We start from the raw sequence: 17,770 nt of genomic DNA on the forward strand, positions 1-17,770 counted from the left end.
AATCCTTTAAGTTGGACTATGAAGTCAACTTAAGGGGTTTTTTATTTTATGGGAATATGCGAGCAGATGTATTATTATTCATTTGTTTATACAGGTTTGTTAAATTATTTATTAATACATAGGATAAAATAATTATTTTTTTAAAAAATATTGTATAGTTATTCATTAGTTGTTATAATGATTCAAAATTAACGGAGGTGATTATGGTGAAAGTTGGAGTCATAGGTGCTAATGGCTACGGAGGTGTCGAACTACTTAGATTATTGAAACAACATCCACTCGTAAGTGTAGAAAAAGTCATCTCTCATTCAACACAAGGATGTAAACTGACTGAGCAATATCCCCATTTAAACGATGTATATGAGATGACCCTTGAGAAAATTGATATTGAAGAAATTGCTAGTAATGTAGATTTACTTTTTTTTGCAACACCATCCGGCGTGTCAAAAGAAATTATTCCCCCACTTCTGGAAAAAGGTATTAGATGTATCGATTTGTCTGGCGATTTTCGATTGAAGGATGGGCTTCTTTATGAAAAATGGTACAAAAACACTCAAGGAAAATATGAGTTGTTACAAAACGCTACATATGGATTAACCGAGTTATTCCGTTCAGAAATAAAAAATGGGCATTTAATTGCAAACCCTGGATGTTATCCAACGGCCACAATTCTTGGAGTATATCCTGCATTGAAGGCAAAATGGATTGATCAGAAATCCATCATTATTGATGGCAAATCAGGTATTTCGGGGGCGGGAAGAAATACATCCATAGGTAATATATTTGCAGAAATCAATGAAAATATGAAAGCATATAAAATTGGTCTGCACCAACACATTCCGGAAATTGAGCAACTGCTAAATGTAATAAGTGGAGAGGAAGCACGGATATCCTTCACTACCCATCTGGTTCCAATGACGAGAGGGATTATGTGCACGATCTATGCTGATCTAAAGGAAACTATTTCAACACAAGAAATGATTGATTTATATAAAGAGACTTATAAAGATGAATATTTTGTTCGTATCCGTTCAGCAAATGAATGGCCTGCAACAAAGGAAGTAACAGGTTCCAATTTTTGTGATATTGGTTTAAGAGTTGACGAAAGGACGAACCGTTTAGTAATCGTTTCAGTCATTGATAATCTCGTTAAAGGTGCGGCTGGTCAAGCGATTCAAAATATGAACGTAATAAATGCTTGGTATGAAAAAACAGGCTTAGAAAACGTACCGTTATATCCGTAAAAGGAGGAAATTTGGATGAATAGTGTTAATCAAGTGGATACGTTAAAAGAAAACAAAGGAAGTTTAATAGACGGAAGTATAACATCACCCTTAGGATTTTTAGCAGGTGGATTATTTTGTGGCATTAAACGGAAAAGATTGGATTTGGCTTGGCTTTATTCGGAAGTACCTGCAACAGCAGCTGCAGTATACACAACAAATTTATTTCAAGCACCACCATTAAAAGTAACGCAAGATAGTATTCAATCCAGTGGGAAAATACAAGGCGTCATCGTTAACTCAGGAAATGCGAATGCATGTACGGGAGAAGAAGGACTGAAAAACGCCCTTTTAATGAGACAAAAATTTGCGGAACATCTTGGTGTCCGTGAACACTTAATAGCTGTTAGTTCAACAGGAATAATTGGTGAACAATTACCAATAGAAAAGATTGAAAACGGAATATTGAATATGACTGATTTTTATCAACAAAACGATGCAGCTAGCTTTGAAGCGGCGATATTAACAACGGATTCATTTGTTAAGCATGCATGTGCGGAGCTGAAAATTGATGGTAAAACTGTAACGATTGGCGGGGCAGCAAAAGGTTCGGGAATGATCCATCCCAATATGGCAACGATGTTAGCATTTATTACGACAGATGCAAATATCCAGCAAGATGCACTTAATCAATCATTAAAAAAGGTAACGGATGAAACATTTAACATGATTACGGTCGATGGTGATACGAGTACAAATGATACGGTCCTTATTCTGGCTAATGGCAAAGCTGGAAATAAAGAATTAACTCCAGCACATCCTGAGTGGCATGCATTTGAACAATGTTTGAAATTAGTATGTCAATCATTAGCAAAACAAATAGCAAGAGATGGGGAAGGAGCAACAAAACTGATCGAAGTACAAGTTAAAGGTGCCGAAACTGATCAAGATGCCAAAAAGGTTGCGAAAGCAATAGTTGGTTCAAATCTTGTTAAGACAGCTATATATGGCGAAGATCCCAATTGGGGGAGAATTATAGCAGCTATTGGTTATAGCGGTATTGAACTGGACCCTACAAAAATGAATGTATCCCTAGGGCCGTTTAAATTATTGGATAACGGACTCCCATTTTCGTTTTCCGAAAAAGACGCAGCATATTATTTGCAACAGAATGAAACGATTCAAATTTTTGTTGATTTATCTGCTGCCAGTGGAAATGCGGTTGCCTGGGGATGTGATTTAACGTACGACTATGTCAAAATCAATGCATCTTATCGAACTTAAAGCTGAAAGAAGGGGCTGGTGAGGATTGTCCTATATTGTTATTAAATGTGGAGGCAGCGTACTGGAGAACATTTCAAGTTCTTTTTATTCGAACATCGTAGACATTATGAAAAGTGGAAAGATGAAACCAATCATCGTGCATGGCGGAGGACCGGATATAACTACACTTCTTAAGAAGCTGGATATTGAAACAAGATTTATTAATGGAATACGCGTTACCTCGAAGGAAGTTTTAAGAATCGTTGAAATGGTCTTGTCGGGTTCGTCTAATAAAATGGTTGTTCGGAATATTATTGCAAATGGCGGGGAGGCTATTGGACTAAGTGGCATTGACGGTATGCTCCTAGAGGCAAAGCAGTTTGGAGAACATCACGAACTTGGTTTTGTCGGAGAGGTCGTTTCCGTAAAAAAGAGTTTACTAGATAAATTACTAGATGAACATGTCATCCCGGTTATTTCTCCTATTGCCATTGATCGAAACGGACAGCATTGGAATATTAATGGTGATACCGCAGCAGCAGCTATTGCAAGGGAAATCAATGCATCATTATGTATGGTTACGAATGTAGCTGGAGTAATCAAAGAAGGTAAAATCCTTCATTTTATACAAGACGTAGAGGTGGAAAACATGATTTCCAATCAAATTATAACCGGCGGCATGATTCCTAAAGTGAATGCAGCCATTGAATGTTTACGCTCCGGAGTGAAAGAAGTTTCGATAATTAATGGTATGGATGAAAATGCATTACTGAAGTTAGTGAGCGGTGAGATGATTGGCACTAAATTTATGGAGGGAATTACATGTTAAATGGAATCTTGGATCCTGCAATTACTCCAGTTATGAATACGTATCAAAGAGCGCCTATTCATTTACAAAAAGGAAAAGGCAGCTATGTTTGGGATATGGAAGGGAATAAATACTTAGATTTTACTTCGGGAATTGCTACATGCAACCTTGGTCACGTGCCGGATACAGTGAAAAAGGCATTAGAAGAACAATTAAATATGTTATGGCATTGTTCAAATTTATATCATATTCAGGTTCAAGAGAAATTAGCCTCGTTTTTAACGAAAATCAGTTGTATGGATCAAGCATTTTTCTGTAATAGTGGTGCGGAAGCTAATGAGGCAGCTATTAAACTAGCAAGAATTTATGCGAACAATGTAAAGGGAAATGTATCGCCGGTTATTGTCACTTTTAAACAATCGTTTCATGGTCGAACCCTCGCTACATTATCGGCTACTGGGCAAGAAAAGGTGCAAAAAGGCTTTGCCCCGTTAATGCCAGGTTTTCATTATCTTATTTATAATGATGTCAAAGATCTGGAAAAAATCGAAACAATTACTCCTATTGCCGTTATGCTTGAGCTTGTTCAAGGTGAGGGTGGCGTCATCCCTGCAAAAAAAGAATGGATAGAGAAACTTGTAACGATTTGTAAGAAGAACAATATTTTACTTATCGTTGATGAAGTTCAAACAGGTATGGGGCGGACAGGAACGATGTTTGCCTATGAACAATATGACTTTGAACCAGACATTGTTACACTTGCCAAAGGACTAGGATCTGGTTTTCCGATTGGTGCTATGCTTGCGAAAAATCCAATTGCAAAATCATTTGTGCCTGGCACACACGGAAGTACATTCGGTGGAAACCCATTAGCTGCAGCAGCAGGAATGGCAACGGTTCAATTTTTAACGAGCAATATTATTTCTAAAAACAACGAAATGATTACCTATTTATGGGATGGATTAAACTACTTAAAAAAAGCCCATCCAACTATTAAATCTATTCAAGGAAAGGGATTATTGATTGGGATTGTTGTGGATTGTAATGCCAATCAAATAGTAGAAGCTGCCCGGAAGGAAGGAGTTCTTATTTTAACAGCTGGTCGAAATGTTGTCAGATTACTTCCTCCGTTGACTGTAACGGTAGAAGAGATTGATCAGTTTCTTTATAGTTTTAATAAAATTTTGTATGAAATGGAGGGATGAAACAATGATTGCAGGTTATTTAACTCTTGAAACAGGAGAAGTTTTTGAAGGAGAAATAATCGGAAACATTTCTGAAGTTTGTGGGGAAATCGTTTTTAACACAAGTATGACAGGATATCAAGAGATTATGACAGATCCTTCCTATGCAGGTCAAATTGTCGTATTTACTTATCCATTAATAGGTAATTACGGAGTGAATAATAATGACAATGAAAGTCACATCCCACATGTGAAGGCAATTATTACGAGTGAATTTTGTAGTCATCCAAGTCATTTTACTCAGACAAATTCGATGGAAAATATTTTACAAAAACATAATATCCCATGTTTAACGAACGTAGATACGAGAGAATTAGTGAAAACCATTCGGAAAAAAGGAACGGTTAAAGGAATCATTTCCACTCGAAAGGTAAGTCCAAAACCATCATTAAATGATACACAACTCGTTGATCTAGTAACTTCTAAAGAGATTCGAACATATGAAAACAATGGTCCTCATATTATGCTCATGGATTTTGGTTTCAAAAAATCAATCTTACATTACTTGCTAGATTCTCATTGTAAGGTAACAGTCGTTCCGTATGATTATCCGCTAGAGAAAATATACAGCCTAAATCCAGATGGGATAGTGATTAGTAATGGACCTGGAGATCCACTTGCAGTGAGTAATCAATTGAAAAAGATAAAAGCAATCACGCAAAAGTTTCCAACCCTCGGAATTTGTTTAGGTCACCAATTAATCGCATTAGCATATGGAGCAAAAACGAAAAAGCTCCATTTTGGACATCGTGGGGGAAATCATCCAGTGAAAGATGTGATAACAGGGAAAGTTTTTATCACATCACAAAATCATGGATATGTTGTTATTGATCAAACGATTGACGAACAACAGTTTATTGTTACATTCAAACATGTAAATGATGGAACGATTGAAGGCTTAGAGCATCGCCAGCTACCAATTATCACTGTACAATTTCATCCTGAGGCACATCCTGGTCCTATGGATACTGAATATATCTTTGAAAAATACATCAATTTACTTAAACAAAAAATGGGAGTAATGCAGTATGCCTTACAATAACAACATAAAAAAAGTTCTCGTCATCGGATCCGGCCCCATTGTGATTGGGCAAGCAGCTGAATTTGATTATGCCGGGACCCAAAGCTGTCTCGCATTGAAAGAAGAAGGTATTGAAGTTGTACTATTAAACAGTAATCCAGCAACAATTATGACGGATGAGCAAATTGCCGATCGAATTTATATCGAACCAATTACTGTAGAAACGGTAGAGGAAATTATTAAAATTGAAAAACCTGATGGTGTAATCGGTACACTAGGCGGGCAAACAGGATTAAATATAACTGTTCAACTTTATGAAAAAAATATTTTAGAAAAATATAATGTGACATTACTAGGTACTTCTGTAGATTCGATCAAAAAAGGAGAAGATCGTGAAAAGTTCAGGAAATTAATGATTCAAATAAATGAGCCTATTCCTCAATCGATGATTGTTCATAGTGTAGATGAGGGAATAAAGTTTGTTGAAAAAATAGGGTTTCCGGTTATTATCCGTCCGGCATATACATTAGGCGGTGCAGGAGGGGGCTTTGCAAATAGCTTTGAAGAGCTAATTACTGTTTTGCAAAAAGGATTATCACTTAGTCCAATTAATCAAGTTTTAGTGGAAACAAGTATTAAAGGGTGGAAAGAAATAGAATATGAAGTTGTAAGAGATGTCAATGATACTTGTATTATTGTATGTAATATGGAAAATTTTGATCCAGTCGGTGTACATACTGGAGATTCAATTGTTGTAGCTCCGTCGCAAACATTATCAGACGTACAATATCAAATTCTTCGTAATGCCTCATTAAAGGTTATTCGTGCACTGGGAGTGATTGGAGGGTGCAATATTCAATTTGCTTTGGATCCGAATTCCAATCAGTACAATATTATTGAAGTAAACCCTAGGGTTAGTCGTTCATCGGCGCTCGCTTCAAAAGCAACAGGCTATCCAATTGCCAGAATAGCAACAAAATGTGCGATTGGCTATCACTTAGATGAGATTATAAATCCAGTGACGGGAACAACATTTGCTTCATTCGAACCGGCACTAGACTATATTGTCGTGAAGCTGCCGCGTTTTCCATTTGATAAATTTCCCGAAGCAAACCGTCAACTAGGGACGCAAATGAAAGCAACGGGAGAAACAATGGCAATTGATCGTACATTTGAAGGGGCTTTAAATAAAGCATTGCGCTCAATCGAATATAAGGTAGATGGTCTTTCACACCCTTATGTTGAACAATTTTCGGATGAACAATTAAAATATCATATAAACGACCCTACAGATCTTCGTTTATTTGCTATTGCCAAAGCATTTAGAAAAGGGGTTCCTGTAGATGAAATATATGCATCGACAAAAATAGATTACTGGTTTTTGAACAAAATTGCAGGAATGATTAATTTTGAACAAACAATGAAGCAATATACAATTGACGAGATTCCGATTGAGAAATTAGAGAAGGCAAAGAAAATGAATATGAGTGACAAATATATTAGTTCACTTCTAAAGTGCAAAGAACAACAAATAAGACATAAAAGAAAAGAGCATCATCTTATTCCATCCTATAAATTGGTCGATACTTGTGCAGGGGAATTTGAGGCACAAACTCCGTACTATTATTCAACTTGGAATGGTATGGACGAAGTAAACGTAACAAATAAGAAAAAGGCGCTAATTATTGGTTCCGGGCCAATACGTATCGGCCAAGGAATTGAGTTTGATTATTGTTGTGTACATGCAATTTTGGCATTAAAAAAACAAGGATATGAAACGATTGTTGTTAATAATAATCCCGAAACAGTCAGCACAGACTATTCAGTTGCCGATAAATTATATTTTGAGCCGATAACTTTTGAAGATGTACTTCATATCGTTGAAAAGGAAAAACCAGATGGTGTTTTTATTCAGTTTGGCGGACAAACAGCGATAAATTTAGCAGAAGAACTTGTAAAGGTTGGAGTTGACATTTTTGGTACATCATTGGAGTCGATTGATTTATTAGAAGATCGGCAACAATTTTATCAACTACTAAATAATTTGAACATACCTCATATTAAAGGGGAAATAGCCTATAACAATGAAATGGTTAAAAAAGTCGCCAATCACTTAGGTTATCCTGTCTTAATTCGCCCATCTTATGTGATCGGTGGCCAATCGATGTCGATACTTTATAGCGGGGAAGAGCTGGAGAGCTATTTGTCAACCTTGACATATACGGATGAACGAATCTGGCCATTAGTAGTTGATCAGTATCTTCCTGGTTTGGAATGTGAACTGGACTGTATTAGTGACGGGAATGATGTATTTATCCCCGGTATATTTGAACATATTGAAAAAGCAGGTGTTCATTCGGGGGACAGTATCAGTGTATACCCGCCAAAAACATTAACTACGAAGGAAAAGCAACTTTTACATTATTATACAAGAAAAATATGTAAAGAAGCTGGAATTGTCGGAGTTGCAAACATCCAGTTTGTCATCCATCAACAGCAAATCTATTGTCTGGAAGTAAATCCACGTGCTTCAAGAACTGTACCAATTTTAAGCAAAATTACTGGTATTCCAATTATTGATATCGGGATTTCCGTCCAACTTGGAAAGTCTCTAGAACAAACTGGAATCGCATCGGAAGCGGCATTTACTTCTATTAAAGCACCGGTCTTTTCTTTTCGGAAATTACAGGATGTTGACCCGATTTTAGGACCGGAAATGAAATCAACAGGGGAAGTACTAGGTTTAGGTAATACGTATGAAACAGCATTATGTAAAGCTATGAATGTAAATGAGACGGATCGTGATGACTCTCTTTCTCTTTTTTGCTCAATCAATGATCGGGAAAAGGAGACATTCATTCAATTCATAAAGAAGATCAATTGTAAAATCTATGCGACTGAAGGGACTGCACGAAGTTTAATAGAAAATGGAGTAATGGCAGTTTCTATTGAAAAAGAAAAGCAAAAGGTAAGTGAAATCTTTGATAAGGAAAAGTTTGATGGAGCAATTATTCTTCCAACCAAGGGAAGGGACAAAGAGAAATTCGGAAGCTATATCAGGGAGCTTGCTTTAAAGTATGAAATACCACTTTTTACATCTTTAGATACTTTTGAATCAGTATTGACTATAAAAAAATCGAAGGAAATTAAAGTGAAATCACTTAATGATTATAAATACAGCTTCGTGAATAAATAATAATAGAAAGGAAGATTTGAAATGCAAAGTGTCATCCCATTTGAACAACATAAAATGAAGATAAAGAGCAAACATTTTTTAACGATTGGAGAGTTATCAAGCGAAGAGATACTTTTTCTTTTAAACGAGGCAATAGAACTGAAAAAAATTCAAAAATCTGGTCGATCGGGCTCCGTTTTAAATGGAAAGGTATTAGGCATGATATTTGAAAAGGCTTCTACACGTACTCGCGTTTCGTTTGAAGTAGGCATGCTGCAGCTTGGTGGTCATGCTATTTTTCTAAGCTCTAAAGATATTCAACTTGGCAGAGGAGAAACAATCGAGGATACAGCAAAGGTACTTTCAAGATATGTAGATGGATTAATGATTCGAACTTTTGAGCATGAAATTATTGAAACATTTGCCGAGCATTCCTCTGTTCCAGTCATAAATGGATTGACGAATATGCATCACCCCACACAGGTAATGGCGGATTTATTAACTATTTATGAGCATAAAGGGAAGCTAACGGGGTTAAAAATGTGTTTCGTTGGCGACGGAAATAACAATATGTGTCATTCATTAATAGAAGGTGCTGCTAAAGTTGGGATGAATATTTCAGTAGCTACTCCAAATGGTTATGAACCGAATAAGACAATCGTTAATAAGGCAAAAATAGATGCTAAAAAGTGGGGATCGACCATTGAAATTGATTCTAATCCCGTCAAAATGATGAAAAACGCAGATATTGTTGTCACAGATGTGTTTGCTAGTATGGGACAGGAAAAAGAAAATCATCAACGATTAATCGATTTTGAAGCTTATCAAATAAATGAGAACTTATGCAAATATGCAAATGATAATTTTATTTTTCTTCATTGTTTACCCGCTCACAGAGGGGAAGAAGTATCAGCAGCAATTATTGATGGAACACATTCGGTTGTATTTGACGAAGCGGAAAATCGACTACATGCACAGAAAGCAATATTAAAAGTATTAATGGGAGGTTCTTCACAAAAAGAGTAGTCATTTTTTATTTTTTGATTGACATGAATAAAAATGCATGTTTATAATTATTTATACAAAGGAGAGATAGACATGACGAAAGAAAAAATTGTTCTAGCTTATTCAGGTGGATTAGATACATCTGTTTCAATTAAGTGGTTACAAGAAAAGTATGGATACGATGTTATTGCATTAGGCATAGATGTAGGTGAAGGAAAAGACTTAGAGGCGATTCGTCAAAAGGCTCTTAATGTCGGAGCAATTAAGGCAGTAATGATAGATGGAAAAGAATTGCTGGCTAACGATTATATTTTACCAAGCTTAAAGGCGAATACGTTATATGAAGGAAAATACCCATTATCTTCAGCATTAAGTAGACCGTTAATATCTAAGTTACTAGTAGATGTGGCCGAACAAGAGGGGGCCGTGGCAGTGGCACACGGATGTACTGGAAAAGGGAATGATCAAGTACGTTTTGAGGTTTCCATCCAAGCATTGAATCCAACATTAAAAGTGGTCGCACCTGTACGTGAATGGGGAATGACTCGTGATGAGGAAATTGCCTACGCGGAACAACACGGTATTCCTATTCCAATCGATTTAGATAATCCGTTTTCAATAGATGCAAATATTTGGGGTAGAGCCTGTGAAGCGGGAGTATTAGAAAATCCGTGGAACGAAGCGCCGGAAGAAGCTTTTGATTGGACGAATCCAATTGAAAAAACGCCAAATGAAGCGGAATATATTGAAATTGATTTTGAAAAAGGAGTTCCGGTTGCATTGAATGATCAACCTATGAATCTAGTTGATTTAATTGAAACACTCAATGAACTCGCTGGCAAACATGGGATTGGAAGAATTGATCATATTGAAAACCGTTTAGTTGGTATCAAATCACGTGAAGTGTACGAAAATCCTGCAGCCCTTTTATTAATTAATGCCCATAAAGAACTCGAATTTTTAACATTGCCTCGCGAAGTGACGCAATTTAAATCAACAGTAGAACAACAATTAGCAAAAATCATTTACGAAGGATTATGGTATTCACCGTTAAAGCCGGCAATTGATGCGTTTATCGAAGAAACACAAAAAACGGTTACGGGTAAAGTCCGTGTAAAGCTCTTCAAAGGTACACATGTTGTAATAGGTCGTCAATCACCATATAGCTTATATAATGAAGAACTCGCAACATATTCAAAAGGAGATGCATTCGACCATAATGCAGCAGTTGGTTTCATAAAATTATGGGGATTACCAACAAAAGTATATTCTGAAATTCATTCGAAACAGAAAGTAAATAACTAACGGATTTTAAGAGTCGTGCAGGAGGCAACGCAGATGACAAAGCTTTGGGGCGGACGTTTTACAAAAGAAACAAATGAATTAGTAGAAAAGTTTACAGCTTCTATTACATTTGATCAGAAGCTGGCATTAGAAGATATAGAGGGTAGCTTGGCACATGTACAAATGTTGGGCGAATGTGGAATTATACCAATGGACGATGTTGAAATAATTAAACAAGGCTTACTATCCATTGAACAGAAAATTATAAATGAAGAAGTCCAGTTTTCCGTAGAAGATGAAGATATTCATATGAATATTGAGCGATTATTAATTGAAGAAGTTGGTCCAGTAGGTGGGAAATTACATACTGGCAGAAGCAGAAATGATCAAGTTGCAACAGATATGCATCTATATTTACGAAAACAAACGAGCGAATTAATTGAGCTAGTTAAACAGGTTCAAAATGCCCTGTTATTACAATCAAAGGAAAATATCGAAACGATTATGCCAGGCTATACACATTTGCAAAGGGCACAACCAATCATATTTTCACATCATTTACTTGCCTACTTTTGGATGTTTGAAAGAGATAAAGAACGATTGATCGATAGCTTGAAACGTATTAATTGGTCACCACTTGGTGCCGGGGCATTAGCAGGGACGACTTTTCCAATTGATCGTAATCGAAGTGCAGAACTATTAGGGTTCGATACCGTATATCCTAATAGCTTAGACGCCGTCAGTGATCGCGATTTTATATTAGAGTTTTTATCCATTGCATCGATTATGATGATCCATATTTCTCGTATTTCTGAAGAACTAGTCATATGGTCGAGCCAAGAATATCAATTTGTTGAACTAGATGATTCATTTTGTACCGGATCCAGCATTATGCCGCAAAAGAAAAATCCGGATGTACCGGAATTATTGCGTGGCAAAACGGGCAGAGTTTACGGTAATTTAATTGGATTATTAACCGTATTAAAAGGTCTTCCATTAGCTTATAATAAAGATATGCAGGAAGATAAGGAAGGAATGCTCGATACTGTTGAAACATTAAACGGTTCACTACGTTTACTTGCACCTATGATTGAGACGATGACGGTAAATAAAGAACAAATGTTTAAAGCGGTAACAAATGATTATTCGAATGCAACAGATATTGCTGATTATCTTGTGACGAAAGGTCTTCCGTTCCGTCAGGCCCATGAAATTATCGGGAAAATTGTCTTATATGCTATCCAACATAATAAGTACTTACTAGATTTATCACTTTTAGAATATCAATCTTTCAATCCTTTATTTGAAGAAGATATTTTTAATGTATTACAACCAAAACATGTTGTTGAAGCAAGAAATAGTCTTGGTGGAACATCATCCGAACAAGTGAAACAGCAAATTGTATTGGCAGAAGGTAAATTAAGTTAATAGCATTAACTTACAGGTTTCATTCATTTTAGATGGGTGAAACTTTTTTATATTCGGGAAGATAAGAGCGTAGTAAGTAGAATGAAGTGCCCGCAAGATTATTCGGGATGGACAAAAAATAATCTTAAATAAAAATGGATCCCAATTATAAATTGGAATCCATTTTTATTTAAGATTTCAGTATCTCTTTATTTTGATTAAATTGTCCTTCCCATTTCGAGATGACAATCGCACCTAGTGAATTTCCAACAACGTTTACGACAGTTCTAGCCATATCGAGAATTCGGTCGATACCAGCAATAAATGCTAAGCCTTCAATCGGAATTCCAACAGTACCTAAAGTAGCAAGAAGAACAACAAAGGATACTCCTGGTACTCCAGCGATTCCTTTTGATGTTACCATTAAAACTAGAACAAGTGATAATTGTTGCGTAAACGAAAGATGAATTCCATACATTTGAGCAATAAAGATGGCTGCTAATGCTTGATATAATGTAGAACCATCAAGATTAAAGGAATATCCAGTAGGAATAACAAATGAAGTTATTGATTTCGGACAACCGAATTTCTCCATTTTTTCCATGATTTTCGGCAGTACCGCCTCTGAACTTGCTGTTGAATATCCTAGAATTAACTCATCTTTAAGCAGTCGCAGTAAATGGAAAATATTCACACCGACTAACTTGGCAATTCCACCTAAAACAATGAGAATAAAGCCTATCATCGTTAAATAAACAGTAATAACTAGTTTTCCTAATGGAATTAATGATTCTAATCCGAAAGTGGAAACAGTCACACCAATAAGTGCAAATACTCCAAATGGAGCAAATTTCATGACTAAATTCGTTACATAGAACATTGTTTCCGCTGTTCCTTGGAAAAAGGCGAGAACCGGTTTTCCTTTTTCGCCAATTGCTGCAACTCCTAATCCAAATAGGACAGAAAAGAAGATGATGGCAAGCATATCGCCGTTGATAAATGCTTCGAATATATTTTTTGGAACAATATTGACAATTGTATCAGCAAAGCCATGACTTTCTACATTTTTGGCTGTATCAACATAAGAACCAATATCCACCTTATGGATAGAATGCATATTAATTCCTTTACCAGGCTGGAATACATTTGCAACAAGAAGTCCGACTAAAATAGCAATAGTTGTGACGATTTCAAAATAAAGAATCGTTTTACCACCAAGTTTACCGAGATTTTTTCCATTTCCTACACTAGAAACCCCAACGATAATACTTGAAATGACAATTGGAATAACAATCATTTTAATTAATCGTAAGAAAATATCTCCAATCGGTTGTAAATACTTTCCGATTCCTGGATTACCATAAAAAATAGCCCCAATAATAATCCCGAGGACTAGTCCAATAAGTATTTGCCAAGCTAATCCAATTTTTTTCATATATACCCCCCAATTAATACAACGACGAATTTATTTATTTTTTAAATATAATATAAAAAACAAAAATAGACAAATGAAAACCTTTTAATAACAAAAATAAATAAAATTCACTCTATATTTAATTATTTTAAAATAATAAATACAGAATTATCAATAAATTCGTTTGTTTATGTTTACAGAATAAGATGAATTCTCGGCAATCCTTTTGAAAAATTCGGGAGCGGGAGATCATATGTAGTGGGATAGGGACTTAGGAAGGAACTAAAAAAAATAAAAACAGTATAGGATTCAAAATCCCATACTGTTTTTATTTGATGAACGAATCATAATGTACATAAATAGGATGCTAGGAAGGATTGAAAGAAGAGTTGTTATAGCAGTTGCCTCGTTATTATTGGTAAAAAATAATGATGGTAGATGACCTACTGCCGAATTGTTAGAAGCAATAAATAAACTAATAAAAACATTATTTGCTGCATGCGCCCCAATTGTAGCTTCTAAACTATTGGTCTTAATAGTAACATAAGTCAAAATAACTCCTGTTACTATGTAATCGACGCCTATCCAGAATGCACCATTTTCCATTTCCGGGTTACTAAAATGCAAAATTCCAAATATCCCACCAATGATTAAACTTAAAACGATAGGACTTTTTGTGAATTTAGCAAAAAATTGAAGTAAAAATCCTCTGAAAAGCAATTCCTCAGCAGTTGTTTGAACAGGAGTCAAAATCAGAGATATTAAAATTAATAATAGAAAGTTAGATAATTGGAAGTCTTGCATATAGTAATCATTCGGATTCGAGATGAGATCAATAATTAAAAATAAAGCTAATAAACTAAAAGTAACGGAAAAACCAAAAATGATCTGTTTCCAGCGAATCGTACGGTACGGAGTGATAAACGATTTCAGTGAACGTCTATGCAAAATACGGGCTGCCACCCATAAACCTATAATCCAAAAAACCATCATAGCATTAGTGAGGAAAAGGTCTATCAATGGATTAGAAAAAACTACCTCGTCGAAATCAACCATATCCTCTGCATGCACGCTAGCAAAATATAATGCAGCAATATAACAAAGGATCCCGATAATAATAAAAATAAAAATAATCGGTATAGAGACTATATATCGCCACGTTTGATTTAACCCTTTTTCTGGATTTAAAAAACTTTTCATAGATTGAACCTCTAGTCTTAAATTATTTTAAAATTAAATATATTAATTATAATAAAAAAAGAAGTGAAAAACTAGAGATTTATTGTTTTACGACCAATAATATGTTATTCTTATTATGCGATGAGCTATTTGCGTAAGTCGAAAACCGAGCGTTCGCTAAACGTATGAATGTGGTCATACGGGTTATTCGCCGCAAAACTTTTTTTGAAAGACGCCTACGGATTTAGGCGTCTTTTTCCAACTATACATAAAAAACTAACTATTCATTTCAGACCAATCCGAGTAAAGTCCACTTCCATTACAGCTTGGACATTCATAGGCAGCTGCATAAGTGCTCAAAGGAAGAGTGAACCCCCTACCACGACAATCCGGACATTTACCTAAATCATGCATTTCCTCTATGTGTCTTTCATATCTTTCTGTTTTCCAATTTGAAAATGCATTAAATATTCCCATTTTAATCACCTCTTTTTTAGTATGAGGCTAAATGGAAGTTTTATAACAATTAAGAAAAACTTATGAAATAGCATTAATAAATTGTAATTCCCCTTATTATGAAATTCGTTTATTCTTAATGTAGAACAATGAAAAGAGGGATGGGAATGGATATTAAAAAGGATGTTCAGAAGCAATTTGGTAGAAGTGCAAATTCATATGTAACAAGTGAAATTCATCAAAAAGGCAAAGATCTTCAAAAGCTTTTAGAAATTGCAAATCTTACGGGGAATGAAGATGTACTCGATATTGCTACAGGTGGGGGGCATACAGCGAATGCATTTGCCCATTATGTAAAACATGTAACAGCAGTTGATTTAACAGCTGAGATGATCAAAGCAGCAAAAGCTTTTATTGAAGCAAATGGTCATCATAATGTTTCGTTTATCCAGGGTGACGCGGAGGAACTTCCCTTTGATCATGACCGTTTTGATATTGTGACATGTCGAATTGCTCCACATCATTTTCCGAATGTAAATAAATTTATCGAAAGCGTTCACAAAGTATTAAAGCCGGGTGGAATTTTTTTACTTGATGATAATGTTTCACCTGAAGATGATGATCAAGATCAATTTTATAATAATATTGAGAAAAAACGAGATTACAGCCATTTTCGTGCCTGGAAAAAAACTGAATGGATTCGTATGCTGGAGGAAAAAGGGTTTAATATAGAGGAGATGTACTGTTTTGAAAAAACGTTTCAGTTTGATTCATGGTGTAATCGAATGAAGTTAACTGAAAAGGAGAAAAATGATTTAACCGAATACATGCTTCACGCTACTCTAAATATAAAGAAGAAATTCCATATCGAAGTAATTGAAAACACAATTATCTCTTTTAAAGGAGAAGCAATCATCATAAAAGCTCGTAAAATTTGATTAAAAGCCAGATGTCTAGGATTATTGACATCTGGCCTAACGTTACTTATTTTCTTTATTCTTTTCAATTTCCGGTGTAATGTCTTTTGATGCTTCGGTTTGATAGTTATTTGAATAGTAATAACGATGCTTTGGTAAAAAATCATCCGATTCTTTCTCAAATGTATAAGATGATACATATTTATGAAAAACAATCTCAACAAGTGCAATGGCAGCCGCTGAAATAAGTGATATGATGAAAAGTGGTGTACGATTTTCAAATGTTAGTGCTGCGGAAAGAAACCAAATAACAATTAATGAAAGTCCGAAGTCGGCAATGGTTGCGACTGTATTATTCGTTCTTGAAAGGATGCCAATATCACCGACAAGGTAGGAAACAACCGATAGAACGAGTGAAATAAAAAACACATTCGTAAACGACATACCGAAAATGACATCAAGGATTACAAATAAAACCACGATTGTTGCAACAAATTTAATAGCCATTGCTTTAATATGCTTCAAAATAATTTCACCTCACAACTTTACTGTCTTATTATTTTTAAAATTTTCTAAGAAACTATTCAAAAATAAAATGGTAAATCTTTAATTGTTTAAAATAAAAGTATTATGTAAACAACATTTTAAGTACATAAATTTTTTATTTTATGGTCAAACTATAAAAAAAGACGTGAGGTATATATTTAATGGACTATTTAAACAGAGAGATCTTAATTGATCAAATGAATGCACAATTAAAAGAGTTAATGGATCATTACCAACTTGAGGACATTGGAATTTATGAAGAAGAGGGAGCCGGAGATGATTATTATCTCGGCTATACTGTAAGAAAAAATGGCGAAGTTTATATGATAAATATGCCTTATATGAAGGATGCTTACGGAAATCTTGGGTTAAAAAATAGAGACTGGACAATTCAATCGGACGAGGGAGAAAAAAAGGGATTTCATAACTTAGATGAGGTATTCGATCATATAGACAAAGGTTTTCATTAAATAATGTGACAGTAAATTTAAGGTAATAAGGAGAAAGCGAAATGTCCTGTGATACAGAATGTATGAAAAAGTTCTATATTGATCAACTACTATCCATTGGAATATATAAATCGTTGAATAAACAGTTATATGAATTAACATTAGAGGATTTAGAAGAGATATACAATGAATCACAATTGAATAGTTTAGGTTGAAATATCAAAGACCGTTACAAGAGGATGCTAGTAAAATTGCAGTGAATCATTACTTTTGAGACACTCTTTTTTTGTGAATATTATAAAGAGGCTTGGGAACGAATAACGGTGAGTAAGGTAGAAAAATCGTTGCTTTATTTTGTTGCATTTGATTTTAGGTGATT

General features: G+C 35.1%; 16 protein-coding genes. 12 read left to right on the top strand and 4 right to left on the bottom strand.

Annotated features, from left to right (window positions below; genetic code table 11):
• The first annotated feature begins 203 nt into the window (after positions 1–203).
• From argC to argH, 9 genes are all read left to right on the top strand, one after another.
• On the top strand, positions 204–1,244 hold the full coding sequence (gene argC, locus MKY81_RS13780; protein WP_341118070.1) for an N-acetyl-gamma-glutamyl-phosphate reductase: 1,041 nt from the start codon (positions 204–206) through the stop codon (positions 1,242–1,244).
• A 15-nt stretch (positions 1,245–1,259) separates the two neighbouring features.
• Positions 1,260–2,507: a bifunctional ornithine acetyltransferase/N-acetylglutamate synthase gene (gene argJ / locus MKY81_RS13785; protein WP_108073245.1), complete on the top strand. Its 1,248-nt coding sequence runs from the start codon at positions 1,260–1,262 to the stop codon at positions 2,505–2,507.
• A 25-nt stretch (positions 2,508–2,532) separates the two neighbouring features.
• The gene (gene argB, locus MKY81_RS13790; RefSeq protein ID WP_341118072.1) at positions 2,533–3,315 is read left to right on the top strand and encodes an acetylglutamate kinase; all 783 of its coding nucleotides are present in this window, start codon (positions 2,533–2,535) and stop codon (positions 3,313–3,315) included.
• Positions 3,309–4,499, top strand: coding sequence for an acetylornithine transaminase (locus MKY81_RS13795; RefSeq protein WP_341118073.1), 1,191 nt, complete (start codon positions 3,309–3,311; stop codon positions 4,497–4,499). Before argB ends, MKY81_RS13795 begins: the two co-directional genes overlap by 7 nt.
• Positions 4,500–4,503: 4 nt before the next feature.
• Entirely contained in the window at positions 4,504–5,580 is a 1,077-nt protein-coding gene (locus tag MKY81_RS13800; RefSeq protein WP_341118074.1) for a carbamoyl phosphate synthase small subunit, read from the top strand.
• A complete protein-coding gene (carB, locus tag MKY81_RS13805) occupies positions 5,567–8,755 on the top strand; it encodes a carbamoyl-phosphate synthase (glutamine-hydrolyzing) large subunit (RefSeq protein WP_341118075.1) in 3,189 nt (1,062 codons plus the stop codon). Before MKY81_RS13800 ends, carB begins: the two co-directional genes overlap by 14 nt.
• Before the next feature lie 21 nt (positions 8,756–8,776).
• Positions 8,777–9,760 (top strand): ornithine carbamoyltransferase, encoded by a 984-nt coding sequence (gene argF, locus MKY81_RS13810; RefSeq protein ID WP_107920623.1) that lies wholly within the window; start codon positions 8,777–8,779, stop codon positions 9,758–9,760.
• A 72-nt stretch (positions 9,761–9,832) separates the two neighbouring features.
• Positions 9,833–11,044 carry an argininosuccinate synthase gene (locus MKY81_RS13815; protein WP_327990641.1) on the top strand — a complete coding sequence of 404 codons (1,212 nt, stop codon included), beginning with the start codon at positions 9,833–9,835 and terminating at the stop codon, positions 11,042–11,044.
• Positions 11,045–11,077: 33 nt separating this feature from the next.
• Positions 11,078–12,451: an argininosuccinate lyase gene (gene argH, locus MKY81_RS13820; RefSeq protein ID WP_327990642.1), complete on the top strand. Its 1,374-nt coding sequence runs from the start codon at positions 11,078–11,080 to the stop codon at positions 12,449–12,451.
• A gap of 169 nt (positions 12,452–12,620) precedes the next feature.
• On the opposite strand, the gene MKY81_RS13825 is transcribed toward argH, so the two are convergent.
• From MKY81_RS13825 to MKY81_RS13835, 3 genes are all read right to left on the bottom strand, one after another.
• Positions 12,621–13,865 (bottom strand): cation:dicarboxylate symporter family transporter, encoded by a 1,245-nt coding sequence (locus tag MKY81_RS13825; protein WP_107958345.1) that lies wholly within the window; start codon positions 13,863–13,865, stop codon positions 12,621–12,623.
• Between the two features lie 288 nt (positions 13,866–14,153).
• Positions 14,154–15,044: a CPBP family intramembrane glutamic endopeptidase gene (locus tag MKY81_RS13830; RefSeq protein ID WP_341118076.1), complete on the bottom strand. Its 891-nt coding sequence runs from the start codon at positions 15,042–15,044 to the stop codon at positions 14,154–14,156.
• Positions 15,045–15,299: 255 nt separating this feature from the next.
• Positions 15,300–15,500: a methionine aminopeptidase gene (locus MKY81_RS13835; protein WP_328007483.1), complete on the bottom strand. Its 201-nt coding sequence runs from the start codon at positions 15,498–15,500 to the stop codon at positions 15,300–15,302.
• 146 nt (positions 15,501–15,646) lie between these two features.
• Between MKY81_RS13835 and MKY81_RS13840 the strand changes: the two genes are divergently transcribed.
• Complete coding sequence (locus tag MKY81_RS13840; protein WP_328007482.1) at positions 15,647–16,417, top strand: class I SAM-dependent methyltransferase; 771 nt, start codon at positions 15,647–15,649, stop codon at positions 16,415–16,417.
• A gap of 42 nt (positions 16,418–16,459) precedes the next feature.
• Here the strand turns inward: MKY81_RS13840 and MKY81_RS13845 are convergent, their stop codons facing one another.
• Positions 16,460–16,921 (bottom strand): YndM family protein, encoded by a 462-nt coding sequence (locus MKY81_RS13845; RefSeq protein WP_066233443.1) that lies wholly within the window; start codon positions 16,919–16,921, stop codon positions 16,460–16,462.
• 182 nt (positions 16,922–17,103) lie between these two features.
• On the opposite strand from MKY81_RS13845, the gene MKY81_RS13850 reads away from it, so the two are divergent.
• Both MKY81_RS13850 and MKY81_RS13855 read left to right on the top strand, forming a co-directional pair.
• Entirely contained in the window at positions 17,104–17,412 is a 309-nt protein-coding gene (locus MKY81_RS13850) for a DUF5634 family protein (protein ID WP_328007480.1), read from the top strand.
• A gap of 41 nt (positions 17,413–17,453) precedes the next feature.
• Positions 17,454–17,606, top strand: coding sequence for a Fur-regulated basic protein FbpA (locus MKY81_RS13855; protein WP_084347753.1), 153 nt, complete (start codon positions 17,454–17,456; stop codon positions 17,604–17,606).
• The last annotated feature ends 164 nt before the right edge of the window (positions 17,607–17,770 follow it).

The organism is Heyndrickxia sp. FSL W8-0423 (assembly GCF_038009395.1).
Taxonomy (GTDB): Bacteria; Bacillota; Bacilli; order Bacillales; family Bacillaceae_C; genus Heyndrickxia; species Heyndrickxia sporothermodurans.

Excerpts from the sequence above, each read along its gene's own strand:
- MKY81_RS13815 (WP_327990641.1), top strand. The coding sequence starts at position 9,833 with ATGACGAAAGAAAAAATTGTTCTAGCTTATTCAGGTGGATTAGATACA.
- argF (WP_107920623.1), top strand. The coding sequence starts at position 8,777 with ATGCAAAGTGTCATCCCATTTGAACAACATAAAATGAAGATAAAGAGC.
- MKY81_RS13840 (WP_328007482.1), top strand. The coding sequence starts at position 15,647 with ATGGATATTAAAAAGGATGTTCAGAAGCAATTTGGTAGAAGTGCAAAT.
- MKY81_RS13855 (WP_084347753.1), top strand. The coding sequence starts at position 17,454 with ATGTCCTGTGATACAGAATGTATGAAAAAGTTCTATATTGATCAACTA.
- argH (WP_327990642.1), top strand. The coding sequence starts at position 11,078 with ATGACAAAGCTTTGGGGCGGACGTTTTACAAAAGAAACAAATGAATTA.
- carB (WP_341118075.1), top strand. The coding sequence starts at position 5,567 with ATGCCTTACAATAACAACATAAAAAAAGTTCTCGTCATCGGATCCGGC.
- argC (WP_341118070.1), top strand. The coding sequence starts at position 204 with ATGGTGAAAGTTGGAGTCATAGGTGCTAATGGCTACGGAGGTGTCGAA.
- MKY81_RS13800 (WP_341118074.1), top strand. The coding sequence starts at position 4,504 with ATGATTGCAGGTTATTTAACTCTTGAAACAGGAGAAGTTTTTGAAGGA.
- MKY81_RS13795 (WP_341118073.1), top strand. The coding sequence starts at position 3,309 with ATGTTAAATGGAATCTTGGATCCTGCAATTACTCCAGTTATGAATACG.
- MKY81_RS13825 (WP_107958345.1), bottom strand. The coding sequence starts at position 13,865 with ATGAAAAAAATTGGATTAGCTTGGCAAATACTTATTGGACTAGTCCTC.
- MKY81_RS13830 (WP_341118076.1), bottom strand. The coding sequence starts at position 15,044 with ATGAAAAGTTTTTTAAATCCAGAAAAAGGGTTAAATCAAACGTGGCGA.
- MKY81_RS13835 (WP_328007483.1), bottom strand. The coding sequence starts at position 15,500 with ATGGGAATATTTAATGCATTTTCAAATTGGAAAACAGAAAGATATGAA.
- MKY81_RS13850 (WP_328007480.1), top strand. The coding sequence starts at position 17,104 with ATGGACTATTTAAACAGAGAGATCTTAATTGATCAAATGAATGCACAA.
- argJ (WP_108073245.1), top strand. The coding sequence starts at position 1,260 with ATGAATAGTGTTAATCAAGTGGATACGTTAAAAGAAAACAAAGGAAGT.